The sequence below is a fragment of the Streptomyces sp. G45 genome (assembly GCF_049542095.1).
In the GTDB taxonomy this organism is placed as follows: Bacteria; Actinomycetota; Actinomycetes; order Streptomycetales; family Streptomycetaceae; genus Streptomyces.
Genome location: NZ_JBMUZU010000001.1, coordinates 6,156,319 through 6,177,601, shown reverse-complemented (window position 1 = coordinate 6,177,601; position 21,283 = coordinate 6,156,319). Strand labels below are relative to the sequence as shown.

The following is a 21,283-nucleotide window of genomic DNA, read 5'->3' as shown; positions in this document are numbered from 1 at the left end:
CCGACCGCGAAAGGGTCGTGGGCATGGCGATAGACACCCCCACCACCTCCCCGGACACCCCCGCCGCCGCGGCGACCGCCCCCGTACCCGCGACCGCCCCCGCCTCCGCACCCGCCTCCGCACCCGCCTCCGCGCCCGCGCCCGCGCCCGTCCCCAGGCTCTCCCCGCGCGACAAGCTGATCCTCTTCGTGCTGTGCGCCGCCCAGTTCATGGTGGCGCTCGACTTCTCCGTACTGAACGTGGCGCTGCCCGTGCTCGGCGCGGACCTCGGCATGAGCCACGCCGCGCTCCAGTGGGCGGTCACCGCGTTCGCGCTGCCGTCGGGCGGGTTCCTGCTGCTCTTCGGGCGCTTCGGGGACCTGTTCGGGCGGCGCAGGCTGTTCCTCGGCGGGCTCGCGCTGTTCGGCGCGGCCTCGCTGCTGGCCACGCTCGCCTGGGACCCGGCGTCGTTCCTCGCCGGGCGGGCCCTCCAGGGCGTCGGCGCCGCCGCGATCGTCCCCACCGGCATGTCCCTGCTGACCACGACCTTCCCCGAGGGCCCGCAGCGCGACCGGGCGCTCGGCATCTCCGGCACGCTGCTCTCCCTCGGCTTCACCGTCGGCATGGTGCTCGGCGGGGTCCTCACCGACACCCTCGGCTGGCGCTCCACGATGGGCCTGCTCACGCTCTTCGCCCTGCTGGTCCTGCCGCTGGCCCCCGGCCTGCTCCCGGAGTCCCGCACCCCGGAGCGCCCCCGCCTGGACGTCCCCGGCGCCGTCACCGTCACCGGCGGCCTGCTGTCCCTGATCTACGCCCTGTCGACGGCCGCCGAACGCGGCTTCGGCGGCACCGACGTGCTGGTCGCCCTCGTGCTCGGCGTGGCGCTCCTCGCCGCCTTCGGGTACGTCGAGTCGCGCGCGGCGGCGCCGCTGGTCTCGCTGCCGATGCTGCGCCGCCGGACCGTCGCGTGGGCAACCTCGGCGGGCTCGTCACCTTCTCGATGATGTCCACCGTGGTGTTCGTCCTGACGCTCTACTTCCAGGACGTCCTGGACCTGTCCGCGTTCCAGACGGGCCTGGTCTTCGGCGTGCAGGGCGTGGTGTCGGTCCTCGCGGGCGTGCTCGCGCCGAGGGTCATCGGCCGCTTCGGACCGCGCCGCACCCTCGTGGGCTCCCTGCTCGGCCAGGGCCTGTTCGTCGCGGCCCTCGTCGCGGTCGGCGAGGCCGCGTGGTCGGTGTGGCTCGCGACGGCGGCCGTCTCGGTGGCCAGCATGTTCCACCTCGGCGCGATCGTGTCGTACGGCGTCACGGTCACCTCGGGCGTCCGCGACGAGGAGCAGGGCCTGGCCACCGGCCTGGTCACCTCCACCCAGCAGGTGGGCATCACCGTCGGCATCCCCCTGCTCGGCGTACTCGCCACGACCGGGGACGTCCTGTCGGGCACCCGGACCGTGCTGGCCCTCGACGCGGGGATCGTGCTCCTCACGGCGGCGCTGGTGGCCGCGGGGCTGGGGCGCCGCGCCTGACGCCGTCACGGCGGCGGCCCGGCTCCCTCAGGGCCGTGCCGCCGCCGTGGCGTCCGCGCGCGAAAGGCGTCCCGCGTCCGAGGACGGGGACGCCTGCGCCGCCAGGGTGAGGAAGGCCGACCAGGCCGACGGCTGAAGCGCGAGCACGGCGCCCCGCGGTCGCGTGGAGTCCCGCACAAGGACCACATCACCGGTCCAGGCCATCTCCACGCACGCATTGGCCCTGGTGTCGCTCGCGCTGCTCTTGCGCCACGTCCATGAGCTGCCCACGCTCTCCTCCACCCCGGGTGCGGAAGGTCAGCCGCTCCTTGCACACGGGGCGAGGGTACGAAGCCGGACTCCACTCTGCCGACTCCCCCGCGCGGCTGATGCAGGGTCACGCAGCACCCCTACAAGAGTAACGGGGCGTCATACGAATATGAACGCGCCGAATCCCGCCAAGGTGCAAGCGCCCAAGGGGAGTTACTCCTGCGCGGCCCCCTGGAGCAACACCTCCAGCTCATCCTGGCCGGACTCCATCCGTTCGGCGAGCGCCCGCAGCAGAGTGTCCACACCGTCCGTGATGGCGAGGTCCTCCAGCTCCCAGAACCGCTCCAGGTACCGCGCGGTCTCCTCCGGGGTGTTGGTGGTGTACGAGTCGCCGCGCGGGTTCTCCAGGTAGAGCAGGTCCGGCATCTCGTCGGCCTCGAACTCGAAGTGGCTGAAGGGCCCCTGGATGCCCGCGTGCGCCCCGATGCTGAACGGCAGGATCTGGATCGTCACACCGGGGCGGTTCGACAGCTCGGCGAGCCGCTCCAGCTGGGCGCGCATGACGCCGCGCCCGCCGACCTGCCGCCGCAGCACGGCCTCGTCCAGGATGTAGAACACCTGGCGCCCGCCCGACGTCAGCAACTCCTGCCGCGCCATCCGGACTTCGACGGACCGCTCCAGGCTGTCCTCCGCGATGTCCTTGTCGTAGGAGCGCATGATCGCGCTGGCGTACTCCTCCGTCTGGAGCGGGCCCGGCATCACCAGCGAGCCGTAGTGCCGGATGATCGACGCCGACGCCTCCAGGGCGAGGAACTGGAGGAACTCCTTGCTGTAGAGGTCGCGGTACTCGCTGTAGGGCATGCGCCGACTGCCCCGGGCCAGGTCGAGCAGCTCCTCGACCTTGCGGCGGTCCCGGATCCCGTACGCCTCGACGAGCGGTCGCAGGTCGTTGACCGAGATCCCCACCTCACCGGCCTCGATCCGGATCAGCTTGGACGGGCTCCACTCCATCTTGGCGGCGACCTGGCGCTGCGTCAGATTGGCCGCGACCCGCGCCTTGCGGAGCTCGGTGCGCAGCCGAAGCCGCTGTAGTGCTGCACTTGGCACGCTCATGATGGCTCCACCCCCAACAGGACCATGCGATACGCAACATAGCAGACTAGCAGCTTACTCATCGAGACCTTCCGAGGTGACGGTTCACTTCACGGCAAGAAGAGCCCGAGCCCCACCGTCCAGCAACCTGACAGGCCCATTGGCGCAGGGTGTCAGCCGAACAGCCGAACTCCCCGGGAGCGCGCGAGAGAGCAGCCAAACAGCTATATCGCATTTGGCGACCTGCTCATCGGAGACTGCGAAGCACATGCTTACTTCAGCAACCTCTCCGACAGCACTACCCAGGTGGCTATGTCGAGGCTACGCTGGTCGCAAGCACCGGTGTGCGAAATGAGTCAACTGGCAGCCACACCAAGGAGGTTGATAGAGGAGGCCGCGAGGCCCCCACGACGAAGCCATCACGTCACCCGATCGGGGTCCGCACCCGCCACCCGCTCCGCACCTGTCACCCACTCGTTCGTGGATCGCCGCGGTATCCACGAGACCCAGGGGTACCAGGAAGGAGAAACAGCCCCATGGCCGAGAAGCCGGAGGGGCGTCGCACCACCCGCACGTGGACGGACCGGGCGGCCCTGGCCGCCCCGTGGGCAAGCCTCGTCATCGTGATCTGCAAGGTCATCGAGGACTGGGTCCTGCCACACGTGCTGTAACCACGCGGAGACATGGTCCAGCCCCGACCCGAAGGCCGGGGCCAGGTAAGGCGGACGCCATCACGCAGGACGTTTCCACTCCGAGTTTCCTTGGCCGGCAGCCCGGAGTGGAAGCGGTTCAGGTCCGCCGCTTCTCCCATTCTGCCGTCCCGTCACCAGGATGGCGAGGGCCTGCGGTGACCGGTTGGGCACGGGAGCGCGCTCCCGGGGCGCGCGAGCCCGTGACCGGAGCTCAGGCCCGGTCCAAGCGCAGCCGGACCGCTCTCGGCAGGCCCGCCACCACCAGGTCGTACGAATCCTCGACGAGCTCGCGGAGCTGCTGGTCGGGCAGGGCGCCGTCGGCCGTCACCGTGTTCCAGTGCCGCTTGTTCATGTGCCAGCCCGGGGTGATCTCGGGGTGGGCGGCGCGCAGTTGGACGGCCAGGTCCGGGTCGCACTTCAGGTTGACCCGCAGCGGGCTCGCGTCCAGGGAGCTGAGCGCGAACATCTTGCCCGCGACCTTGAACACCGACGTCTCCGGGCCGAACGGAAAGTCCTCGACCGCGTCGTTGAAGGACAGGCAGAACGCCCGCAGCTCCTGTGGGGTCATCCCCCGCTCCCCTCTCCGGAGCCGGAGCCTGAACCGGAGCCGGGCCGCTCGCCGCCCTCGGGGGCCACCGGCTCCACCAGAACCGTCACGATCTTGTTGCGCCGCCCCGCCGCGGCCTCCGCGGTCAGCCTGAGGGCCCGGCCGTCGGGCAGGGTCACCACGGCCTTGGCGCCCGCGATGGGCACCCGGCCGAGCTGCTTGGCGAGCAGCCCGCCGACGGTCTCGACGTCCTCGTCGTCGTACGCCTCCAGGCCGTACAGCTCACCGAGGTCGCCGATGTCGAGGCGGGCCGTGACGCGGTGGGCGCCGCCGTCCAGCTCCTCGACCGGCGGCAGCTCCCGGTCGTACTCGTCGGTGATCTCGCCGACGATCTCCTCCAGGATGTCCTCGATGGTGACGATCCCGGCCGTGCCGCCGTACTCGTCGATCACCACGGCCACGTGGTTCCTCTCCTGCTGCATCTCGCGCAGCAGGTCGCCCGCGTTCTTCGTGTCCGGCACGAACGTCGCGGGCCGCATGGCCGTGGACACCAGGTCGCTCTCGGCGTCGCGGTTGATGTGCGTCCTGCGGGCCAGGTCCTTCAGATAGACCATGCCGACGACGTCGTCCTCGCTCTCGCCCGTGACCGGGATGCGCGAGAAACCCGAGCGCAGCGCCAGCGTCAGGGCCTGGCGGATGGTCTTGAAGCGCTCGATGGAGACCAGGTCCGTCCGCGGCACCATCACCTCCCGCACCAGGGTGTCGCCCAGCTCGAAGACGGAGTGCACCATGCGGCGCTCCTCGTCCTCGATCAGGGACTCCTTCTCGGCGAGGTCGACCATCGCGCGCAGCTCCGCCTCGGAGGCGAACGGGCCGCGCCTGAAGCCCTTGCCGGGCGTGAGCGCGTTGCCGATGAGGATCAGCAGCGGCGGGACGGGCCCCATGACGCGGGCCAGCGGCAGCAGCACGTACGCGGCGGCCGTGGCCGTGTTCAGCGGGTGCTGGCGGCCGATGGTGCGCGGCGAGACGCCCACCGCGACGTACGAGACGAGGACCATCACGCCGATGGCGACGGCCAACGCCTCCCAGGTCTTGTCGAACTCCCGCAGGCAGGCGTACGTCACGAGGGCCGCGGCGGCCATCTCGCAGCCGACGCGCACCAGCAGCGCCACGTTCAGATAGCGGGTCGGGTCGGCGGCGACCTGCGCGAGCTTCGCGCTGCCGCGCCGCCCCGACCGCACGGCCTCCTCGGCGCGGAAGCTGGAGACCCGGGCGAGGCCCGCCTCGGCGCACGCGGCGAGCCAGGCCACCACGACCAGGGCGATGGCCCCGGCGACGATCTGCGCGGACATGGGCTTACGAGACGGTGGGGGCCGGAGACGGGCCGGTCAGGCCCCGCTCGGCGCGCCAGCCGTCGACGATCGCCGCCTGCAGGCCGAACATCTCGGCCTTCTCGTCCGGCTCCTCGTGGTCGTACCCCAGCAGGTGCAGCACCCCGTGGACGGTCAGGAGCTGCAGCTCCTCGTCCATGGAGTGCCGCGTCGGCGCCTGCTCGCCCTGCTTGGCGGCGACCTCGGGGCACAGCACGATGTCCCCGAGGAGGCCCTGCGGGGGCTCCTCGTCGTCCTTCGTCGGCGGCCTCAGCTCGTCCATCGGAAAGGACATCACGTCCGTGGGCCCGGGCAGGTCCATCCACTGCACGTGCAGCTGCTCCATGGCGTCGGCGTCCACGACGATCACCGACAGCTCGGACAGCGGGTGGATCCGCATCCGGGCGAGCGCGTAGCGGGCGATGTCGAGGATCGCCTGCTCGTCGACCTCGGTGCCGGATTCGTTGTTGACGTCGATCGACATGGCGCTGGTTCTTCTACTTCCCTCTGGGGCGGCTCTTGTGGGAGCCGTTCTCCGTACCGTTCTCGCTGTCGTACTTCTCGTACGCGTCGACGATACGGCCGACCAGCTTGTGCCGGACGACATCGTGGGAGGTGAGCCGCGAGAAGTGCACGTCCTCGACGCCCTCCAGGATGTGCTGGACCTGGCGCAGACCGGACTTGGTGCCGTTCGGCAGGTCGACCTGGGTGACGTCGCCCGTGATCACGATCTTCGAGTCGAAGCCGAGGCGGGTGAGGAACATCTTCATCTGCTCGGGGTTCGTGTTCTGCGCCTCGTCCAGGATGATGAAGGCGTCGTTCAGCGTCCTGCCGCGCATGTACGCCAGCGGGGCGACCTCGATGGTGCCCGCCGCCATCAGGCGGGGGATCGAGTCCGGGTCCAGCATGTCGTGCAGCGCGTCGTAGAGCGGGCGCAGATACGGGTCGATCTTCTCGTAGAGCGTGCCGGGCAGGAAGCCGAGGCGCTCGCCCGCCTCCACCGCCGGGCGGGTCAGGATGATCCGCGTGACCTGCTTGGACTGCAGGGCCTGCACGGCCTTGGCCATGGCCAGGTAGGTCTTGCCGGTGCCCGCGGGGCCGATGCCGAAGACGATGGTGTGCTTGTCGATCGCGTCGACGTACCGCTTCTGGTTGAGCGTCTTGGGGCGGATGGTGCGGCCGCGGGAGGAGAGGATGTTCTGCGTGAGGACCTCGGCGGGGGTCTCCTCCGGGCCGTCACCGGTCTCGCCCGCCCTGAGCATGGCGATCGAGCGTTCCACCGCGTCCTCCGTCATCGGCTGTCCGGTGCGGAGCACCAGCATCATCTCGTCGAACAGGCGCTGGATCAGGGCCACTTCACGGGCCTCGCCGACAGCGCTGATCTCGTTGCCCCGGACGTGGATGTCGGCCGCCGGGAAGGCCTTCTCTATCACGCGCAGCAGCGCGTCCCCGGACCCGAGAACGGTCACCATGGGGTGCTTGGCCGGGACCGTGAAGTGGGCCCGCGCCTGATCCTGCGCAGGGGTCTGGGCTGAGGGTGTCTGAGTCATGGGCCGGCGCTTAAGGCCTGCACGTCCTCCTCGTCGCGGGGGCTCGCCGCTCGGCGCCCTTTCGTACTGCCAAGAGTACGACGAGCCACGGACAACCCCGTAGGGCTTTTCCCCCGCGGGCGCGCGGCTCCGGCGGGGGCCCGGGGCGGGCCCGGCGGGGCCCGGCGCGTCACGGGGCGCTGCGGAAGCCGATGGTGGGGACCGCCCTGCGCAGCGGCCAGGGCCGGGTGACCCGGGGCAGCAGGGGTTCGAGGAAGGCGTACCGGTCCAGGGCCAGCGGGTCCTGGCCCTCCAGGTCCCGCACGCGCCGCCACCACGCGGCGACCTCCGCCCAGCCGGGCGCCGACAGGGAGCCGCCGAACTCCTGGACGGACAGCGCGGCGGTGAGCCCGGCGAAGGCGAGCCGGTCGGCGAGCGGCCACCCGGCGAGCGTGCCGGTGACGAACCCGGCGACGAAGACGTCCCCCGCCCCGGTCGGGTCCAGGGCCTCGACCTCGATGGCGGGCACGGACGCCGTCTCGCCGGTGCGCCCGTCCACCGCGTACGCGCCCTCCGCGCCGAGGGTGACGACGGCCAGCGGCACGTGCTCGGTGAGCGCGTGGGCGGCGGCGCGGGGGCAGGTGGTGCCCGTGTACCGCATGGCCTCCTCGGCGTTGGGCAGGAACGCCTCGCAGTGCCGCAGGTCGGGCAGGGCCGCCAGGTCCCAGCGGCCGGTGTCGTCCCAGCCGACGTCGGCGAAGATCCGGGTGCCCTGGCGGGCGGCGGTGGCGATCCACGGCTCCCGCTCCCCCGGGGTGAGGGAGGCGACGGCGGCGCGGGCGCGGGGCGGGGCGCAGGGGGTGCCGTCGTCGGGGACGCCCGCGTTCGGGGGCGGCTCGTGGCCGTGGCTGACCATGGTGCGCTCGCCCTCGTACGCCATGGAGACGGTCACCGGGGAGTGCCAGCCGGGCACGGTGCGCGACGAGGACAGGTCGATGCCCTCGCCCTGCTCCAGGGCGTCCCAGCAGTACTCCCCGTAGTGGTCGTCCCCGAAGGCGGCGGCCAGGGAGGTGTGCAGGCCGAGCCGGGAGAGCGCGGTCGCCATGTTGGCGACGCCCCCGGGGCTCGACCCCATGCCGCGGGCCCAGGACTCGGTGCCGCGCACGGGCGCCGAGTCGAGGCCGGTGAAGATGATGTCGAGGAACACCGTCCCCGTCAGATACACGTCGCAGGGCGGATCGCCCGGCCTGCGGGCGGACTTGAGCGGATCGACGACGGGCTCGGTGGCACGCTCGGGTGGTACGGCCGCTGTCTCCGGTGGTACGGCAGGTGGTACGGGCATGGAGGCAACGTAACGGAAGCCTCCGACAAGCGGCCCGTGCGAGCGGCCCGGCACGGGGCCGCGTCGCCCGTGGCGGTGCTGGTCACCCGTGGCGGGGCCGGTCACCCGGGGCACCCGGGTCACTCGAACTCGTACGCGGCCACCTCCGCCAGGTAGGCCCGCTTGCGCTCCTCGGGCAGGAACGCCGCCTCGAAGGAGTTGCGGGCCAGCTCCCGCAGCCGCTCCTCGTCCAGGCCGAGGGCGTCGCGCAGGGCGTGGAAGGTGTCGCCGACGTAGCCGCCGAAGTACGCCGGGTCGTCGGAGTTGACGGTGCACAGCAGGCCCGCGTCCATCATGCGGGGCAGGGGGTGGTCCGCCAGGGTGTCGACGACGCGCAGGCGGACGTTGGACAGCGGGCACAGGGTGAGCGGGATCCGCTCGCGGGCGAGGCGCTCCACCAGGCCGGGGTCGTCGAGGCAGCGCAGGCCGTGGTCGACGCGCTCCACGCCGAGGACGTCCAGGGCCTCGCGGACGTAGGCGGCGGGGCCCTCCTCCCCGGCGTGGGCGACCTTGCGCAGGCCGAGCGCGGCGGCGGCCTCGTACACGGCGGCGAACGCGCCCGGCGGGTTGCCCGCCTCGGCGGAGTCCAGGCCGACGGCGGTGAGGCGGTGCAGATACGGCTTCGCGGACTCCAGGGTCGCCAGGGCGGACTCGGCCCTCTTGTCGCGCAGGAAGCACAGGATGAGGCCGGTGGTGATGCCGTGCCGCTCCTCGCCGCGGTCCAGGGCGCGGCCGAGGCCCTCGATGACGGTGCCGATGTCGACGCCGCGCTCCGTGTGGGCCTGCGGGTCGAAGAAGATCTCGGCGTGCCGCACGCCCTGGGCGGCGGCCCGGGCGAGGTAGGCGTCGGCCAGTTCCTCGAAGTCGGCCTCCTCGCGCAGGACGGCCATCAGCTCGTAGTACAGGTCGAGGAACGACTGGAGGTCCTCGAAGCGGTAGGCCTCGCGCAGGGCGTCGGCGTCGGCGTACGGCAGCTCGACGCCGTTGCGCTCGGCGAGGGCGAAGGCGAGTTCGGGCTCCAGGGTGCCTTCGATGTGCAGGTGGAGTTCGGCCTTGGGCAGGGGCATGGCGGTGCTGCTCTCGGGGTCTCGCGGGGTCTCGCGGGGTCTCGCGCGGTCTCGCGGGTCGCGCGTCGCACGGGCCTTTCGGATCGTTCCGGCGAGTGGTTCAGGGGCTGCGCTTGGGCACGGGTACCCGCATCAGGTCCCGGGCCACCGTCAGCTCGCCGTCGAATCCGGCGGCCCGCGCCTGCTGCTCGAACGCGGCGGGGTCAGCGTAGCGCTGGCTGAAGTGGGTGAGGACGAGGTGGCGCACGCCCGCGTCGCGGGCCACCGACGCGGCCTGGCCCGCGGTCAGGTGGCCGTGGTCGGCGGCGAGCCGGGCGTCCTCGTCGAGGAACGTGGACTCGATGACGAGCATGTCGCAGCCGTCGGCGAGGGCGTGCACGCCGTCGCACAGCCGGGTGTCCATGACGAAGGCGAACCGCTGTCCGCGGCGCACCTCGCTGACCTCGTCGAGGGTGATCCCGCGCAGGCTGCCCTCGCGCTGGAGCACGCCGACGTCGGGCCCGGTGACGCCGCGCTCGGCGAGCAGCCGCGGCAGCATGCGCCGCCCGTCGGGCTCGACGAGGCGGTAGCCGAAGGACTCGACGGGGTGGGAGAGCCTGGCGGTCTCCAGACGGTACGAGGGCGTGGTGGCGAGGACGCCGTCGGCGGCGACGGGGGCCTGGGCGAGGTCGACGGTCTCGCGGTAGGCGGTGGCGTACCGCAGCCGTTCGAAGAAGCGCTCGCCGGAGGCCGGGTAGTGGGCGGTGACCGGGTGCGGCACCCGGTCCAGGTTGATGCGCTGGATGACGCCCGCGAGGCCGAGGCAGTGGTCGCCGTGGAAGTGGGTGACGCAGATCCGGTTCAGGTCGTGCGCGGCGACGGAGGCACGCAGCATCTGCCGCTGCGTGCCCTCGCCCGGGTCGAAGAGGATGCCGTCGCCGTCCCAGAGCAGCACGTACCCGTTGTGGTTGCGGTGCCGGGTCGGGACCTGGCTGGCCGTGCCCAGCACCACCAATTCACGTACGGACACCGCGTGTCATCCGGGGGGCCACTGCAGGCCGCGGCCCGCGAGGACGTGGGCGTGCGCGTGGAAGACGGTCTGTCCGGCGCCGGAGCCGGTGTTGAAGACGATGCGGTAGCTGTCGGCCTGCTCGGCGGCGGCGACCTCGCCCGCCTCGCGCAGCACGTCACCGGCGATCTCCGGTTCGGCGGCGGCGAGCGACGCGGCGTCCGGGTGGTGCACCTTGGGGATCACCAGGACGTGCGTGGGCGCCTGGGGGTTGATGTCGCGGAAGGCGAGCGTCGTCTCGGTCTCGCGCACGACGGTCGCGGGCACCTCCTTCGCCACGATCTTGCAGAACAGGCAGTCGGCCTGCGGTTCGCCCGCCATGGGGCACCCTCCCTGGGTCCGGGGATCGGTGGGGATCACGTACGACGCATGCATGCTATCCGGGGCGCCCGCGCGGTACGCGGGGCTGGTCGGGGCGCCTAGTCGGGCAGCGGAGGCGCCGACTTCGCCGGGTTCTCGGCCAGCGCGGCCAGCGCGACGCGGACCGCCTCGTCGAGCTGCGGGTCGCGCCCGGCGGCGTAGTCCTCGGGCGTGACCTGGACCTCGACGTCGGGGTCGACGCCGTAGTTCTCCACGCCCCAGCCGTACCCCTCGAGCCAGAACGCGTACTTGGGCTGGGTGACGAGGGTGCCGTCGACCAGGTGGTAGCGGCTGTCGATGCCGACGACGCCGCCCCAGGTGCGGGTGCCGACGACGGGTCCGATGCCGAGGGCCTTGATCGCGGCGTTCACGATGTCGCCGTCGGAGCCGGAGAACTCGTTGGCGACGGCCACGACCGGGCCGCGCGGTGCGTCCCCGGGGTAGCTCAGCGGTCCGGAGCCGCGCGGCACGTCCCAGCCGACGATGCGGCGGGCCAGCTTCTCCACGACGAGCTGCGAGGTGTGCCCGCCGCGGTTCTCCCGCACGTCCACGACCAGGCCCTCGCGGGCCACCTCGATCCGCAGGTCCCGGTGGATCTGCGCCCAGCCGGGGGCCTGCATGTCGGGCACGTGGAGGTAGCCGAGGCGCCCGCCGGAGCGTTCGTGGACGTAGGCGCGCCGGTCGGCGACCCAGGCGTGGTAGCGCAGCGGCTCCTCGTCGTCGACGGGCACCACCACGGCGTGCCGGGCCTCGCCGCCGCCCGCGGGCGACACGGTCAGCTCCACGGGCTTGCCCGCGGTGCCCACGAGCAGCGGGCCGGGGCCGGTCACGGGGTCGACGGGCCGCCCGGCGACGGCGAGGATCGCGTCGCCCGGCCGGACGGCGACGCCGGGCGCGGCCAGCGGGGAGCGCGCCTCGGGGTCGGACGTCTCGGACGGCAGGACCCGGTCGACGCGCCAGGTGCCGTCCTCGCCGCGGGAGAGGTCCGCGCCGAGCAGGCCCTGTCCGGCGCCGCCCCCGCCGCCGCGGGGCACCACGTAGGCGTGCGAGGTGCCGAGTTCGCCCTGGACCTCCCACAGCAGGTCGACGAGGTCGTCGTGGGTGGCGACGCGGTCGAGGACGGGCCGGTAGCGGTCCAGGACGCCGTCCCAGTCGACGCCGCCGAGGTCGGGCCGCCAGAAGTTGTCCCGCATGAGGCGGCCCGCCTCCGCGTACATCTGCCGCCACTCGGCGGCCGGGTCGACGCTCTGGCGGACCCGGCCGAGGTCGACGGTGACGGACGCGCCGCCGTCGTCGTCGCCGGAGACGCGCCGGTCGCTGGGGACGACCTTCAGCTTGCCGTCGGCCCACAGCAGCACCCGCTTGCCGTCGCCGGTGACCGCGAAGTGGTCGGCGTCGGAGCTGAGTTCCTCCACGCGCCGCTGGGCGAGGTCGTAGCGCTCCAGGGACGAGGAGGGGTCGGGGGCGGCGGGCGTGGCCCGGGAGGCGCCGAGCACGCCGCGCACCGGGTGGCGCAGCCACAGCAGGCCGTCCTTGGCGGCGCGCAGCGTGCTGTAGCGGGCGGCCTCGACGGGGAACGGCACGATCCGGTCGGTGAGCCCGTCCAGGTCGATGCGGGTGACGGGGGCGCCCTCGCTGTCGGGGGTCTCGTCCTTGTCGGGGGCGTCGAAGGGGCGGCCGTGGCGCTGCGGGCCGAACGGCGAGGGCGTGGTGGCCGCGAGGGTGATCAGGTGCGGCCGGGCGCCGCCGACGAAGGCCAGGTCGAAGACGTGGTCGTCGTAGACCGGGTCGAAGGCCCGCTCGGACAGGAACGCCAGGTGCTTGCCGTCGAGCGTGAACGCCGGGCTGTAGTCGCGGAACCGCAGCTGGGTGGCCTCCGACACCGACAGGTCGGCGGTGTTGGCGAGCTTGAGCTGGCGCAGCGGGCGCGGGCCCGGGTGGGACCAGGCGAGCCAGGCGGAGTCCGGCGAGAAGACCAGGCCGGTGGCTTCGCCGTGCTCGGCGCGGTCGACCTCGCGGACCTCGCCGCTGTCGCGCTCCACGGTCAGGACGCGGCCGTCGTGCGAGGCGACGGCGGCGCGGCTGCCGTCGGGCGCCATGGCGAGCGACAGGACCCGGCCGAGCTGCCCGGCCGCGAGCCGCCGGGGGGTGGCGCCGGGCGCGAGGCCGGTGGCGGGCGCGAACTCCAGGGCGTCGTCGCCCTCCGCGTCGGTCACCCACACCACGTGCTCCTCGCCGTCCACGCGGAAGGTGCGCGGCAGGCGGGCCCGGACGCCGTCGGTGGCGGCGAGCGCCCGCGCGGGGCCCTCGCGGTGGGTGACCCAGTGCACGCAGCCGCGTACGGAGACCGCGCTGCCGCGTCCGGTGTGGTCGGGGGCGGCGGCGCCGAACCAGCGGGCGGCGTTCACCGGGTGCGGCTGGAGGTCGACGCGCTGCCCGCCGAGGCGCACGTCCAGGCGGCGCGGCTCGGCGTCGGGGTCGCCCACCGGGTCGTCCAGGAGCCAGAGTTCACCGGCGGACGAGTACGCGACGCGGGTGCCGTCGGTGGCGGCGTGCCGGGCGTAGAAGCCGTCGACGGGCGTGTGCCGCCGCAGGTCGTCGCCGTCGGGGGTGGACGAGTAGAGCGCGCCGACGCCTTCGTGGTCGGAGAGGAAGGCGACGCGGTCGCCCACCCACAGCGGGTGCTCGACGTTCCCGTCGAGGTCCGCGTGCAGCCGTACGAAGGTGGCCTCGCCGCCGTCCGCGGCCTCGCCGCCCGCCCTGATCCACAGCTTGCCCGCGGTGCCGCCCCGGTAGCGCTTCCACCAGGCGGCCTCGCGGCCCATCAGCGCGGACAGCAGCAGGACCTGGCCGCCGGGCCCGTGCGCGACGTCGCCGACCAGGCCGTAGGGCAGCCTCTCGGCGGGCCCGCCGTCCAGGGGCACGGCGTGCGCCCAGGTGCGGCGCAGGGACGCCTGGCCGTGCGCGGTGACCGCGAGGACGCGGCCGTCGGGCGTCCAACCGCGCACGCTGGTGCGGCTGTTGCCCCAGTAGGTGAGGCGCCGGGAGGGGCCGCCGTCGACGGGCGCGACGTGCACTTCGGGTGCCCCGTCGCGCGTCGACGTCCACGCGACGGTCGTCCCGTCTGGGGAGATCCGCGGGTGGGTCACCGGTACGTTGTCGGCGCTGACCCGCCAGGCGCGGCCGCCGTCGAGGGGCGCGACCCACACGTCGTCCTCGGCGGTGAAGGCGATCAACTCGCCGTGCGGGTGCGGAAACCGGAGGTAGGCAGGCTGTGTCACCTTGTCAGCCTAAGCAGGCGCCGGGGCCCGGGTCATCGTTTTGGATCACTTGCCCGGATAGCAGTCGCACGTCGGGTCCGGACGCGCGGTGACGGTGACGGTGGCGGTGGGACCGGGTTCGGGCTCGTGGGTGACGGGCTGATCACTGTCGTGACCGCCGTCTTGATCACCGTTCTGGTCGCCGTTCTGGTCGCCGTTCTGGCCACTGTCGTGGTCGCCGCCCTGGTCGCCGTTCTGGTCGTGACCACTGTCGCCGCTGTCGCCGCCGCCGTCGCCGCCGTCACTGTCGTCCCCTTCGTCACCGCCCTGGCAGTTGCCGAGGACATCGACTTGGAACCATTCCTTCCCCTCGACCCTGGCGACCAGGTTCCCGCGCACGCAGGCGCCGTTGCGGACGTCGGTGACCCGGCCCGTGAGCCTGATGTCCTTGTCGTCCTCGGACTTGCCCTGGCAGTCGACCCGCGCCTCCCGGGGCTCGTCGTCGGAACCGTCGTCTCCGTCGTCGTTCTTCACGAACGACGCCGTGCAGTTCAGCCAGCCCACCTCAAGGTGCTGCCGCTCCAGCTCGCGGGTGCCCATCTTGTCCGTGGTGAGGGCGATCGCGGACGTACTCATGTCGCCCTCGACGGGGTCGCAGGCGGCGGCGCCCAGCACGGTGCACGTGACGGCCGCGACGCCGATGGCGAGTCGCCGCACTCTTCCGTCGTAACGCCTCAGGGCCCCCATGGCCGCCAGGGTGCCACCCCAACTCCCCCACGGAAAGCACACTTTGCGCCCATTCCCCTACCCGCCCGCCCATCGCGCTCCGCGCTCGTCCTCAAACGCCGGACGGGCTGGATCGCCGTCGGCCGGGCCGAGTTCTCCACGTGCCGCCTTCGCCGTGGCGACCGTGATCCGCCGCGCCAGCGGCGGGGAACGCGCGGGCGCCGACGGCGCTGAGGGCCCCCGCCAGGAGCGGCCCCCTCGGCAGACAGTCATGGGCGCGGGAGGGGAATCCCGCGGCGGCTACGCCCGGTCCGTGCGGAGCAGGAGCCACTCCTGGAGTTCCACGAGGTTCCCCTCGGGGTCCTTCAGGTGGGCCACCCGCATCCGGTCCGTCATCGGGGCCGGGCCCCGCAGCAGCACTCCCCCGCGGGCGGCGACCCCCTCGCAGTACGCGTCCAGGTCGTCGACCCGCAGCACCACGAGGGAGCGGTGCCCGGTCGCCGACTCGGCCAGCTCGCCGAGGAGTTCGGCCATCATGGCCCGGCTCTGCAGGGCGATGCCCGCCGAGCCGGTGGCCGGGCTGAACTTCTCGTACGGCCCCCGCTCGGCGCCGGACTGCGGCTTCAGGCCGAGGACGTCGGCGTAGAAGCGGTAGCAGGCGGGGAAGTCCGTGACGAGCAGGCGGACCTGGGCGAGTTCCACAGCGGGGCCTTTCCGGGACGTGCCGCGAGGGCCGGGGCGCCGCCGCCGGTCAGGACCAGCGGCCCGTCCGGCCGAGGAGGAGCGCCGTCGCCGCGGTGCCCGCGGTCGACGTACGCAACACGCTACGCCCCAGCCGGTACGGCTTGGCACCCGCCTGCGCGAACACCGCCAGCTCCTCCGGGGACACCCCGCCCTCGGGGCCCACGACGAGCACGATGTGCCCGGCCGCGGGCAGCTCCGCGCGGGCCAGCGGCTCGCTGCCCTCCTCGTGCAGGACGCCCGCGAAGTCGGCGTCCGCGAGCAGCGCCGCGACCTGCCGGGTGGTGGCCAGCTCGGCGACCTCGGGGAAGCGCACCCGGCGCGACTGCTTGCCCGCCTCGCGCGCCGTGGCCCGCCACTTGCCGAGCGCCTTCAGGCCGCGCTCGCCCTTCCACTGCGTGATGCAGCGCGCCGCCGCCCACGGCACGACGGCGTCGACGCCCGTCTCCGTCATGGTCTCCACGGCCAGTTCCCCGCGGTCGCCCTTCGGCAGGGCCTGCACGACCGTGATGCGGGGCTCTCGGGGGCCTGTTCGCGTACGCCGTCGGCGTCGAGGGTGACCACGAGGCGGTCCTTGCCCTCGGTGTCCGCGACGACGCCGCCCGCCCAGCGCCCGGCGCCGTCGGTGAGCACCACGTCCTCACCGGCGCGCAGCCGCTTCACGGACACCGCGTGCCGCCCCTCGGGGCCTTCGAGGACGTACGGGCCGCCGCCGACCGCGCCTGCGAAGTCCTCGACGACGAACACCGGCGCCGTCACCGCGCACCCCGCCTGGCGAACGCGGCCCGCGCCCGGTCGAGTTCGGCGACCAGGACCTCCACCAGCTCCGCGGCGGGCAGCTCCCGCGCCTGCCGGTGGCCCTGGCCCGCCCACAGCGCCATGGCCTGCGGGTCGCCGGTCTTGGCCGCGGCCTTGCGCAGGCCGGAGGTCAGATAGTGGATCTGCGGGTAGGCGGCGGGCGCGTACGGGCCGTGCTCGCGCATGAAGCGGTTCACCAGGCCGCGCGCCGGACGGCCCGAGAACGCCCGCGTCAGCTCCGTCCTGACGAACATCGGGTCCGTCATGGCCTGCTTGTGCAGGGCGTGCGCGCCGGACTCCGGGGTGACCAGGAACGCCGTGCCCAGCTGCGCGAGGTCCGCGCCCGCGGCGAGCACCGCGGCGATCTGCGAGCCGCGCATCAGGCCGCCCGTCGCGATCACCGGCAGGCTCACCGTCTCGCGGACCTGGCCGATCAGGCTGAGCAGGCCGATGCCCGCGCCGTCGGCCTCCGGGTTGTCGCGGTGCGTGCCCTGGTGCCCGCCCGCCTCCACCCCCTGTACGCACACGGCGTCGGCGCCCGCCGCCTGCGCGGCCAGCGCCTCGTCCGGCGTGGTGACCGTGACGACGGTGGTGGTGCCCACGCGGGCCAGCGCCGCGACGTCCTCGGCGCTGGGGCAGCCGAACGTGAACGACACCAGCGGCACCGGGTCGTCCCGCAGGATCGCCAGCTTCGCCTCGTACCCGTCGTCCCGCTTCACGTCGGTGTCGCCCAGCTCCGTCTCGTACCAGGTGGCCTCGCCCGCGAGCTGGTTGCGGTACACCTCCACGGCGGCGGGGTCCGCGCAGGCGGGCTGCGGCATGAAGAGGTTCACCCCAAAGGGGCGCGAGGTGAGCCCCCTGAGCTGCTTGATCTCCTGGTACATCCCGTCGGCCGTCTTGTACCCGGCGGCGAGGCAGCCGAGGCCTCCGGCCTCGCTCACGGCGGCGGCGAGCCGCGGTGTGGAGGCGCCGCCCGCCATGGGGGCCTGCACGATGGGGTGACGACAGAGGGCGTGGGGAGGGGTGGGCATACGGGCATGGTCCCACGACTCGACGGCGTGGCCCGCTACGGGGTCCCCCTCCCTGCGGGAGGCTCACCGCGGCCGCCGCCCACGGCTCGCCTCCCTTGTGGCCCGCCCGTTCCCGCGGGCGCCCCACGCGGTGGCCCACCGCCGTCGGCCCCTGCGGGGCGCGTCCTTCCCGCCCGCCCGCCCGTTGCCGTCACGCGGGGGTTCCCCACCGTCGGCGCCCGCGGGTCGCCTTCCTTCCCACCCGCCCGCCCGTGACCGCCACGCACCAGGCGGACGCCCCTCGCGGGGGTTCGCCGCCATCGGCGCCCGCGGGTTCTCCGCCGCTACCGCGGCGGGACATCTCCCACCCGCCCACCCGTGACCGCCTCGCGCGGGGTGGACGCCCCTCGCGGGGGCTGAGCGCCGTCGGCGACTGCCGGGGCGTCCGGGGGTACGGGCTCGGCACCGTCGGCAGATGCGGAAGCGCGTGGGGTGGGCGGGCGGGAAGAAGCCGCCGCGGTAGCGGCGGGACGGAAGCGGCAGCGGTGGCCCGGCCACGCCGGGTGCCAACCGCCGTCGCGGAAGCGCATAGGGAGGGCGGGCGGGAAGAAGCCGCCGCGGTAGCGGCGGGACGGAAGCGTCAGGGGTGCCCCCAGCCGTTCAGGGCACCCCTCCCGGCAAAGGCGCCCCGCCAGGTCAAGGCGCCCCCGTCTGGTCAACGCCCGTTGAAGGCGTCCTTGAGCCGCGAGAACAGCCCCTGCTGCCCCGGCTGGAACTGCCCCGTGGGGCGCTCCTCGCCGCGGGCCTTGGCCAGCTCCCGCAGGAGCCGCTCCTGCTCGGGGTCGAGCTTCGTGGGCGTGAGGACCTCGACGTGCACGATGAGGTCACCGCGCCCGCCGCCCCGCAGATGCGTGACGCCCCGGCCGTGCAGCGGGATCGACTGCCCGGACTGGGTGCCGGGGCGGATGTCGACCTCCTCCATGCCGTCGAGCGTCTCCAGGGGCACCTTCGTGCCGAGCGCGGCCGCTGTCATCGGCAGCGTGACCGTGCAGTGCAGGTCGTCGCCGCGGCGCTGGAAGACGGGGTGCGGGGTTTCGTGGATCTCCACGTACAGGTCACCGGCGGGGCCGCCGCCGGGGCCGACCTCGCCCTCGCCCGCGAGCTGGATCCGCGTGCCGTTGTCGACGCCCGCGGGGATCTTGACGGTGAGGGTGCGCCGGGAGCGGACCCGGCCGTCGCCCGCGCACTCGGGGCAGGGCGTGGGCACGACCGTGCCGAAGCCCTGGCACTGCGGGCAGGGCCGGGAGGTCATGACCTGGCCGAGGAAGGACCGGGTGACCTGCGAGACCTCGCCGCGGCCGCGGCACATGTCACAGGTCTGCGCGGACGTGCCGGGCGCGGCGCCCTCGCCGGAACACGTCGTGCAGACGACGGCCGTGTCGACCTGGATGTCCTTGGTGGTGCCGAAGGCGGCCTCTTCGAGGTCGACCTCCAGGCGGATCATGGCGTCCTGGCCGCGCCGGGTGCGCGAGCGGGGCCCGCGCTGCGACGCCGTACCGAAGAACGCGTCCATGATGTCGGAGAAGTTGCCGAAGCCGCCCGCGCCGAAGCCGCCGGGGCCACCGGCGCCGCCCGACTGGGACAGCGGGTCGCCGCCGAGGTCGTAGACCTGCTTCTTCTGCGGGTCCGACAGCACCTCGTACGCGGCGTTGATCTCCTTGAAGCGCTCCTGCGTCTTCGGATCGGGGTTGACGTCCGGGTGCAGCTCGCGAGCGAGCCGCCGGAAGGCCTTCTTGATGTCGTCCTGGGACGCGTCGCGGCGCACGCCGAGCACGGCGTAGTAGTCCGTGGCCACTTACGACTCCGCCAGGATCTGTCCGACGTAACGTGCCACTGCGCGTACTGCTCCCATCGTTCCCGGATAGTCCATGCGGGTCGGTCCGACCACGCCTAGCTTGGCCACTGCCTCGCCTCCCGAACCGTAGCCGACGGAGACCACGGACGTGGAGCTGAGCCCCTCGTGGGCGTTCTCGTGGCCGATCTTCACGGTCATGCCCGAATCCGTAGCCTCACCAAGCAACTTGAGGAGGACGACCTGCTCCTCCAGGGCTTCGAGGACGGGCCGGATCGTGAGAGGGAAGTCATGTCCGAAGCGGGTGAGATTGGCGGTGCCGCCGATCATCATCCGCTCCTCGTTCTCCTCCACGAGCGTTTCGAGGAGGGTGGACAGGACCGTGGCCACCGTGGCCCGGTCCTCCATGTCGAAGGACTCGGCCAGGTCCTGCACGAGCTGCGGCACGTCCGTGAAGCGGCGGCCCGCCACCCGGCTGTTCAACCGGGCCCGCAGGTCCGCGAGCGACGTCTCGCCGAACGGCGCCGGGCAGTCGATCATGCGCTGCTCCACCCGGCCCGTGTCCGTGATCAGTACGAGCATCAGGCGGGCCGGAGCCAGCGAGAGCAGCTCCACGTGGCGCACCGTCGACCGCGTCAGGGACGGGTACTGCACCACCGCGACCTGCCGGGTGAGCTGCGCCAGCAGCCGCACCGTGCGGCCCACGACGTCGTCCAGGTCGACGGCGCCGTCCAGGAAGTTCTGGATCGCGCGGCGCTCCGGCGCGGTCATCGGCTTGACGCCCGCGAGCTTGTCCACGAACAGGCGGTAGCCCTTGTCGGTGGGGATGCGCCCCGCGCTGGTGTGCGGCTGGGCGATGAACCCCTCCTCCTCCAGGGCGGCCATGTCGTTGCGGACCGTGGCCGGGGAGACGCCGAGGCGGTGGCGCTCGGTGAGCGCCTTGGACCCGACGGGCTCCTGCGTGCCGACGTAGTCGTGGACGATGGCGCGCAGCACTTCGAGCCTGCGTTCACTGAGCATCGCGCACACCTCCAGCTTGCGTCCCTCGCCCTGAGCCCCCACGCACCCCGCGGCGGCCCCTCACCCTGGCACTCACCGCGTACGAGTGCCAACCTTCATCGGGTCAGTGTACGGCCGGTGGGTGTACGCCCGGCAAGGGCCGACCCCCCTCGTCCTGCCGGGCCCGTGCCCGGGCACCGCCGTAGGGTCGCCGTATGACGGACACCATGGCGGCCGGGCCGGCCTGGGAGGCGGCGGGCTGGGAGCGGCTCACCGCGCGCGTGGGGCGGCTGCGGCTGCCCGTGTGGGACTGCACGGCCGGGCTGGTCGTCGGCGCCGGGGCCGCCCTGATGGTCGAGGCCGGGGCCAGCCTGCGGGAGGGGGCGCGGCTGCGGACCGAGGCGTGCGGACTGCTCGGCGGCCTCGGCCCCCAGGGCGCGGTCCGCCGTGTGACCCATCTCGCGCTGACGCATCCGCACTTCGACCATGTGCTCGGGGCGGCGGCGTTCGCGGGCGCCGAGGTGTACGCGGCCGTCGGCGTCGACACGGTGTTCGCCGCGGGCGCCGAGGCGCTGCGCGCGGACGCCGTCGCGCACGGGCTCGACCCGGCCGCCGCCGCGGAGGCCGCCGACGTGCTCGTGCGGCCGCGGCACCTGGTCAGCGGCGAGTGGACGCTTGACCTCGGCGGCGACGGCGACGACGGCCCGCGGGTGCTGCTCGCGAACGTGGGTCCCGGGCACACCGGCCACGACCTGGCGGTCCTGGTGTCCGGCGGCGGCACGGACCCGGAGGTCGTCTTCTGCGGCGACCTGGTGGAGGAGTCCGGCGAGCCGCAGGCCGGGCCCGACGCGGTGCCGGGGCGGTGGCCCGCCGCCCTGGACCGGCTGCTCGACCTGGGCGGCGAGGACGCGCTGTACGTGCCGGGGCACGGGGCGGTCGTCGACGCGGCGTTCGTACGGGCCCAACGGGACGCGCTGGCGCGCCGGTTCGGGGTGACGTGAGCGCCGTACGGGCCCGCCCGGCGCGCGGCGGGTGACGCGATGTCATAACGTCTGCCC

18 protein-coding genes and 2 pseudogenes are annotated in these 21,283 nt (G+C 73.5%); 3 read left to right on the top strand and 17 right to left on the bottom strand.

Going from position 1 to position 21,283, the window contains the following annotated elements; genetic code table 11:
• Positions 1 to 23 precede the first annotated feature (23 nt).
• A pseudogene (locus ACOBQU_RS25965) lies at positions 24 to 1,504 on the top strand (MFS transporter).
• A 27-nt stretch (positions 1,505 to 1,531) separates the two neighbouring features.
• On the opposite strand, the gene ACOBQU_RS25960 reads toward ACOBQU_RS25965, so the two are convergent.
• Both ACOBQU_RS25960 and ACOBQU_RS25955 read right to left on the bottom strand, forming a co-directional pair.
• Positions 1,532 to 1,774 (bottom strand): DUF397 domain-containing protein, encoded by a 243-nt coding sequence (locus ACOBQU_RS25960; protein ID WP_423630004.1) that lies wholly within the window; start codon positions 1,772 to 1,774, stop codon positions 1,532 to 1,534.
• A 192-nt stretch (positions 1,775 to 1,966) separates the two neighbouring features.
• Positions 1,967 to 2,866: a helix-turn-helix domain-containing protein gene (locus ACOBQU_RS25955; RefSeq protein WP_423630002.1), complete on the bottom strand. Its 900-nt coding sequence runs from the start codon at positions 2,864 to 2,866 to the stop codon at positions 1,967 to 1,969.
• Between the two features lie 515 nt (positions 2,867 to 3,381).
• Between ACOBQU_RS25955 and ACOBQU_RS25950 the strand changes: the two genes are divergently transcribed.
• Positions 3,382 to 3,516 (top strand): hypothetical protein, encoded by a 135-nt coding sequence (locus ACOBQU_RS25950; RefSeq protein ID WP_423630000.1) that lies wholly within the window; start codon positions 3,382 to 3,384, stop codon positions 3,514 to 3,516.
• Between the two features lie 232 nt (positions 3,517 to 3,748).
• On the opposite strand, the gene ACOBQU_RS25945 is transcribed toward ACOBQU_RS25950, so the two are convergent.
• The 15 genes and pseudogenes from ACOBQU_RS25945 to hrcA all read right to left on the bottom strand — a co-directional run bounded on the left by ACOBQU_RS25945 (position 3,749) and on the right by hrcA (position 20,246).
• Positions 3,749 to 4,105 carry an MmcQ/YjbR family DNA-binding protein gene (locus ACOBQU_RS25945; RefSeq protein WP_423629999.1) on the bottom strand — a complete coding sequence of 119 codons (357 nt, stop codon included), beginning with the start codon at positions 4,103 to 4,105 and terminating at the stop codon, positions 3,749 to 3,751.
• Positions 4,102 to 5,436, bottom strand: a complete 1,335-nt coding sequence (locus ACOBQU_RS25940) for a hemolysin family protein (protein ID WP_423629997.1) — start codon at positions 5,434 to 5,436, stop codon at positions 4,102 to 4,104. Before ACOBQU_RS25940 ends, ACOBQU_RS25945 begins: the two co-directional genes overlap by 4 nt.
• A 4-nt stretch (positions 5,437 to 5,440) precedes the next feature.
• Positions 5,441 to 5,938, bottom strand: a complete 498-nt coding sequence (gene ybeY / locus ACOBQU_RS25935) for an rRNA maturation RNase YbeY (protein WP_423629995.1) — start codon at positions 5,936 to 5,938, stop codon at positions 5,441 to 5,443.
• Between the two features lie 13 nt (positions 5,939 to 5,951).
• A complete protein-coding gene (locus tag ACOBQU_RS25930) occupies positions 5,952 to 7,004 on the bottom strand; it encodes a PhoH family protein (RefSeq protein WP_423629993.1) in 1,053 nt (350 codons plus the stop codon).
• A gap of 169 nt (positions 7,005 to 7,173) precedes the next feature.
• The gene (locus ACOBQU_RS25925; protein ID WP_423629991.1) at positions 7,174 to 8,325 is read right to left on the bottom strand and encodes a carbohydrate kinase family protein; all 1,152 of its coding nucleotides are present in this window, start codon (positions 8,323 to 8,325) and stop codon (positions 7,174 to 7,176) included.
• 119 nt (positions 8,326 to 8,444) lie between these two features.
• A complete protein-coding gene (locus ACOBQU_RS25920; RefSeq protein ID WP_423629990.1) occupies positions 8,445 to 9,431 on the bottom strand; it encodes an adenosine deaminase in 987 nt (328 codons plus the stop codon).
• A gap of 100 nt (positions 9,432 to 9,531) precedes the next feature.
• A complete protein-coding gene (locus ACOBQU_RS25915; RefSeq protein ID WP_423629988.1) occupies positions 9,532 to 10,440 on the bottom strand; it encodes a ribonuclease Z in 909 nt (302 codons plus the stop codon).
• A 6-nt stretch (positions 10,441 to 10,446) separates the two neighbouring features.
• Positions 10,447 to 10,800 (bottom strand): histidine triad nucleotide-binding protein, encoded by a 354-nt coding sequence (locus ACOBQU_RS25910; protein WP_423629986.1) that lies wholly within the window; start codon positions 10,798 to 10,800, stop codon positions 10,447 to 10,449.
• A 98-nt stretch (positions 10,801 to 10,898) separates the two neighbouring features.
• Positions 10,899 to 14,120: a S41 family peptidase gene (locus tag ACOBQU_RS25905; RefSeq protein ID WP_423629985.1), complete on the bottom strand. Its 3,222-nt coding sequence runs from the start codon at positions 14,118 to 14,120 to the stop codon at positions 10,899 to 10,901.
• Positions 14,121 to 14,165: 45 nt separating this feature from the next.
• Positions 14,166 to 14,816 (bottom strand): hypothetical protein, encoded by a 651-nt coding sequence (locus tag ACOBQU_RS25900; RefSeq protein WP_423629983.1) that lies wholly within the window; start codon positions 14,814 to 14,816, stop codon positions 14,166 to 14,168.
• A gap of 309 nt (positions 14,817 to 15,125) precedes the next feature.
• Positions 15,126 to 15,527 carry a VOC family protein gene (locus ACOBQU_RS25895; protein WP_423629981.1) on the bottom strand — a complete coding sequence of 134 codons (402 nt, stop codon included), beginning with the start codon at positions 15,525 to 15,527 and terminating at the stop codon, positions 15,126 to 15,128.
• A gap of 49 nt (positions 15,528 to 15,576) precedes the next feature.
• A pseudogene (locus ACOBQU_RS25890) lies at positions 15,577 to 16,325 on the bottom strand (16S rRNA (uracil(1498)-N(3))-methyltransferase).
• On the bottom strand, positions 16,322 to 17,395 hold the full coding sequence (locus ACOBQU_RS25885; RefSeq protein WP_423629979.1) for a nitronate monooxygenase: 1,074 nt from the start codon (positions 17,393 to 17,395) through the stop codon (positions 16,322 to 16,324). Before ACOBQU_RS25885 ends, ACOBQU_RS25890 begins: the two are co-directional and overlap by 4 nt.
• A 694-nt stretch (positions 17,396 to 18,089) precedes the next feature.
• Positions 18,090 to 19,229 carry a molecular chaperone DnaJ gene (gene dnaJ, locus ACOBQU_RS25880; protein ID WP_423629977.1) on the bottom strand — a complete coding sequence of 380 codons (1,140 nt, stop codon included), beginning with the start codon at positions 19,227 to 19,229 and terminating at the stop codon, positions 18,090 to 18,092.
• Positions 19,230 to 20,246: a heat-inducible transcriptional repressor HrcA gene (gene hrcA / locus ACOBQU_RS25875; RefSeq protein ID WP_423629975.1), complete on the bottom strand. Its 1,017-nt coding sequence runs from the start codon at positions 20,244 to 20,246 to the stop codon at positions 19,230 to 19,232.
• A gap of 194 nt (positions 20,247 to 20,440) precedes the next feature.
• Between hrcA and ACOBQU_RS25870 the strand changes: the two genes are divergently transcribed.
• Positions 20,441 to 21,226 (top strand): MBL fold metallo-hydrolase, encoded by a 786-nt coding sequence (locus ACOBQU_RS25870; protein ID WP_423629973.1) that lies wholly within the window; start codon positions 20,441 to 20,443, stop codon positions 21,224 to 21,226.
• Positions 21,227 to 21,283 lie beyond the last annotated feature (57 nt).

Bases quoted from the DNA above. Each gene is read 5' to 3' on its own strand.
- ACOBQU_RS25955 (WP_423630002.1), bottom strand. From the start codon at position 2,866: ATGAGCGTGCCAAGTGCAGCACTACAGCGGCTTCGGCTGCGCACCGAG.
- ACOBQU_RS25950 (WP_423630000.1), top strand. From the start codon at position 3,382: ATGGCCGAGAAGCCGGAGGGGCGTCGCACCACCCGCACGTGGACGGAC.
- ACOBQU_RS25945 (WP_423629999.1), bottom strand. From the start codon at position 4,105: ATGACCCCACAGGAGCTGCGGGCGTTCTGCCTGTCCTTCAACGACGCG.
- ACOBQU_RS25940 (WP_423629997.1), bottom strand. From the start codon at position 5,436: ATGTCCGCGCAGATCGTCGCCGGGGCCATCGCCCTGGTCGTGGTGGCC.
- ybeY (WP_423629995.1), bottom strand. From the start codon at position 5,938: ATGTCGATCGACGTCAACAACGAATCCGGCACCGAGGTCGACGAGCAG.
- ACOBQU_RS25930 (WP_423629993.1), bottom strand. From the start codon at position 7,004: ATGACTCAGACACCCTCAGCCCAGACCCCTGCGCAGGATCAGGCGCGG.
- ACOBQU_RS25925 (WP_423629991.1), bottom strand. From the start codon at position 8,325: ATGCCCGTACCACCTGCCGTACCACCGGAGACAGCGGCCGTACCACCC.
- ACOBQU_RS25920 (WP_423629990.1), bottom strand. From the start codon at position 9,431: ATGCCCCTGCCCAAGGCCGAACTCCACCTGCACATCGAAGGCACCCTG.
- ACOBQU_RS25910 (WP_423629986.1), bottom strand. From the start codon at position 10,800: ATGGCGGGCGAACCGCAGGCCGACTGCCTGTTCTGCAAGATCGTGGCG.
- ACOBQU_RS25885 (WP_423629979.1), bottom strand. From the start codon at position 17,395: ATGCCCACCCCTCCCCACGCCCTCTGTCGTCACCCCATCGTGCAGGCC.
- hrcA (WP_423629975.1), bottom strand. From the start codon at position 20,246: ATGCTCAGTGAACGCAGGCTCGAAGTGCTGCGCGCCATCGTCCACGAC.
- ACOBQU_RS25870 (WP_423629973.1), top strand. From the start codon at position 20,441: ATGACGGACACCATGGCGGCCGGGCCGGCCTGGGAGGCGGCGGGCTGG.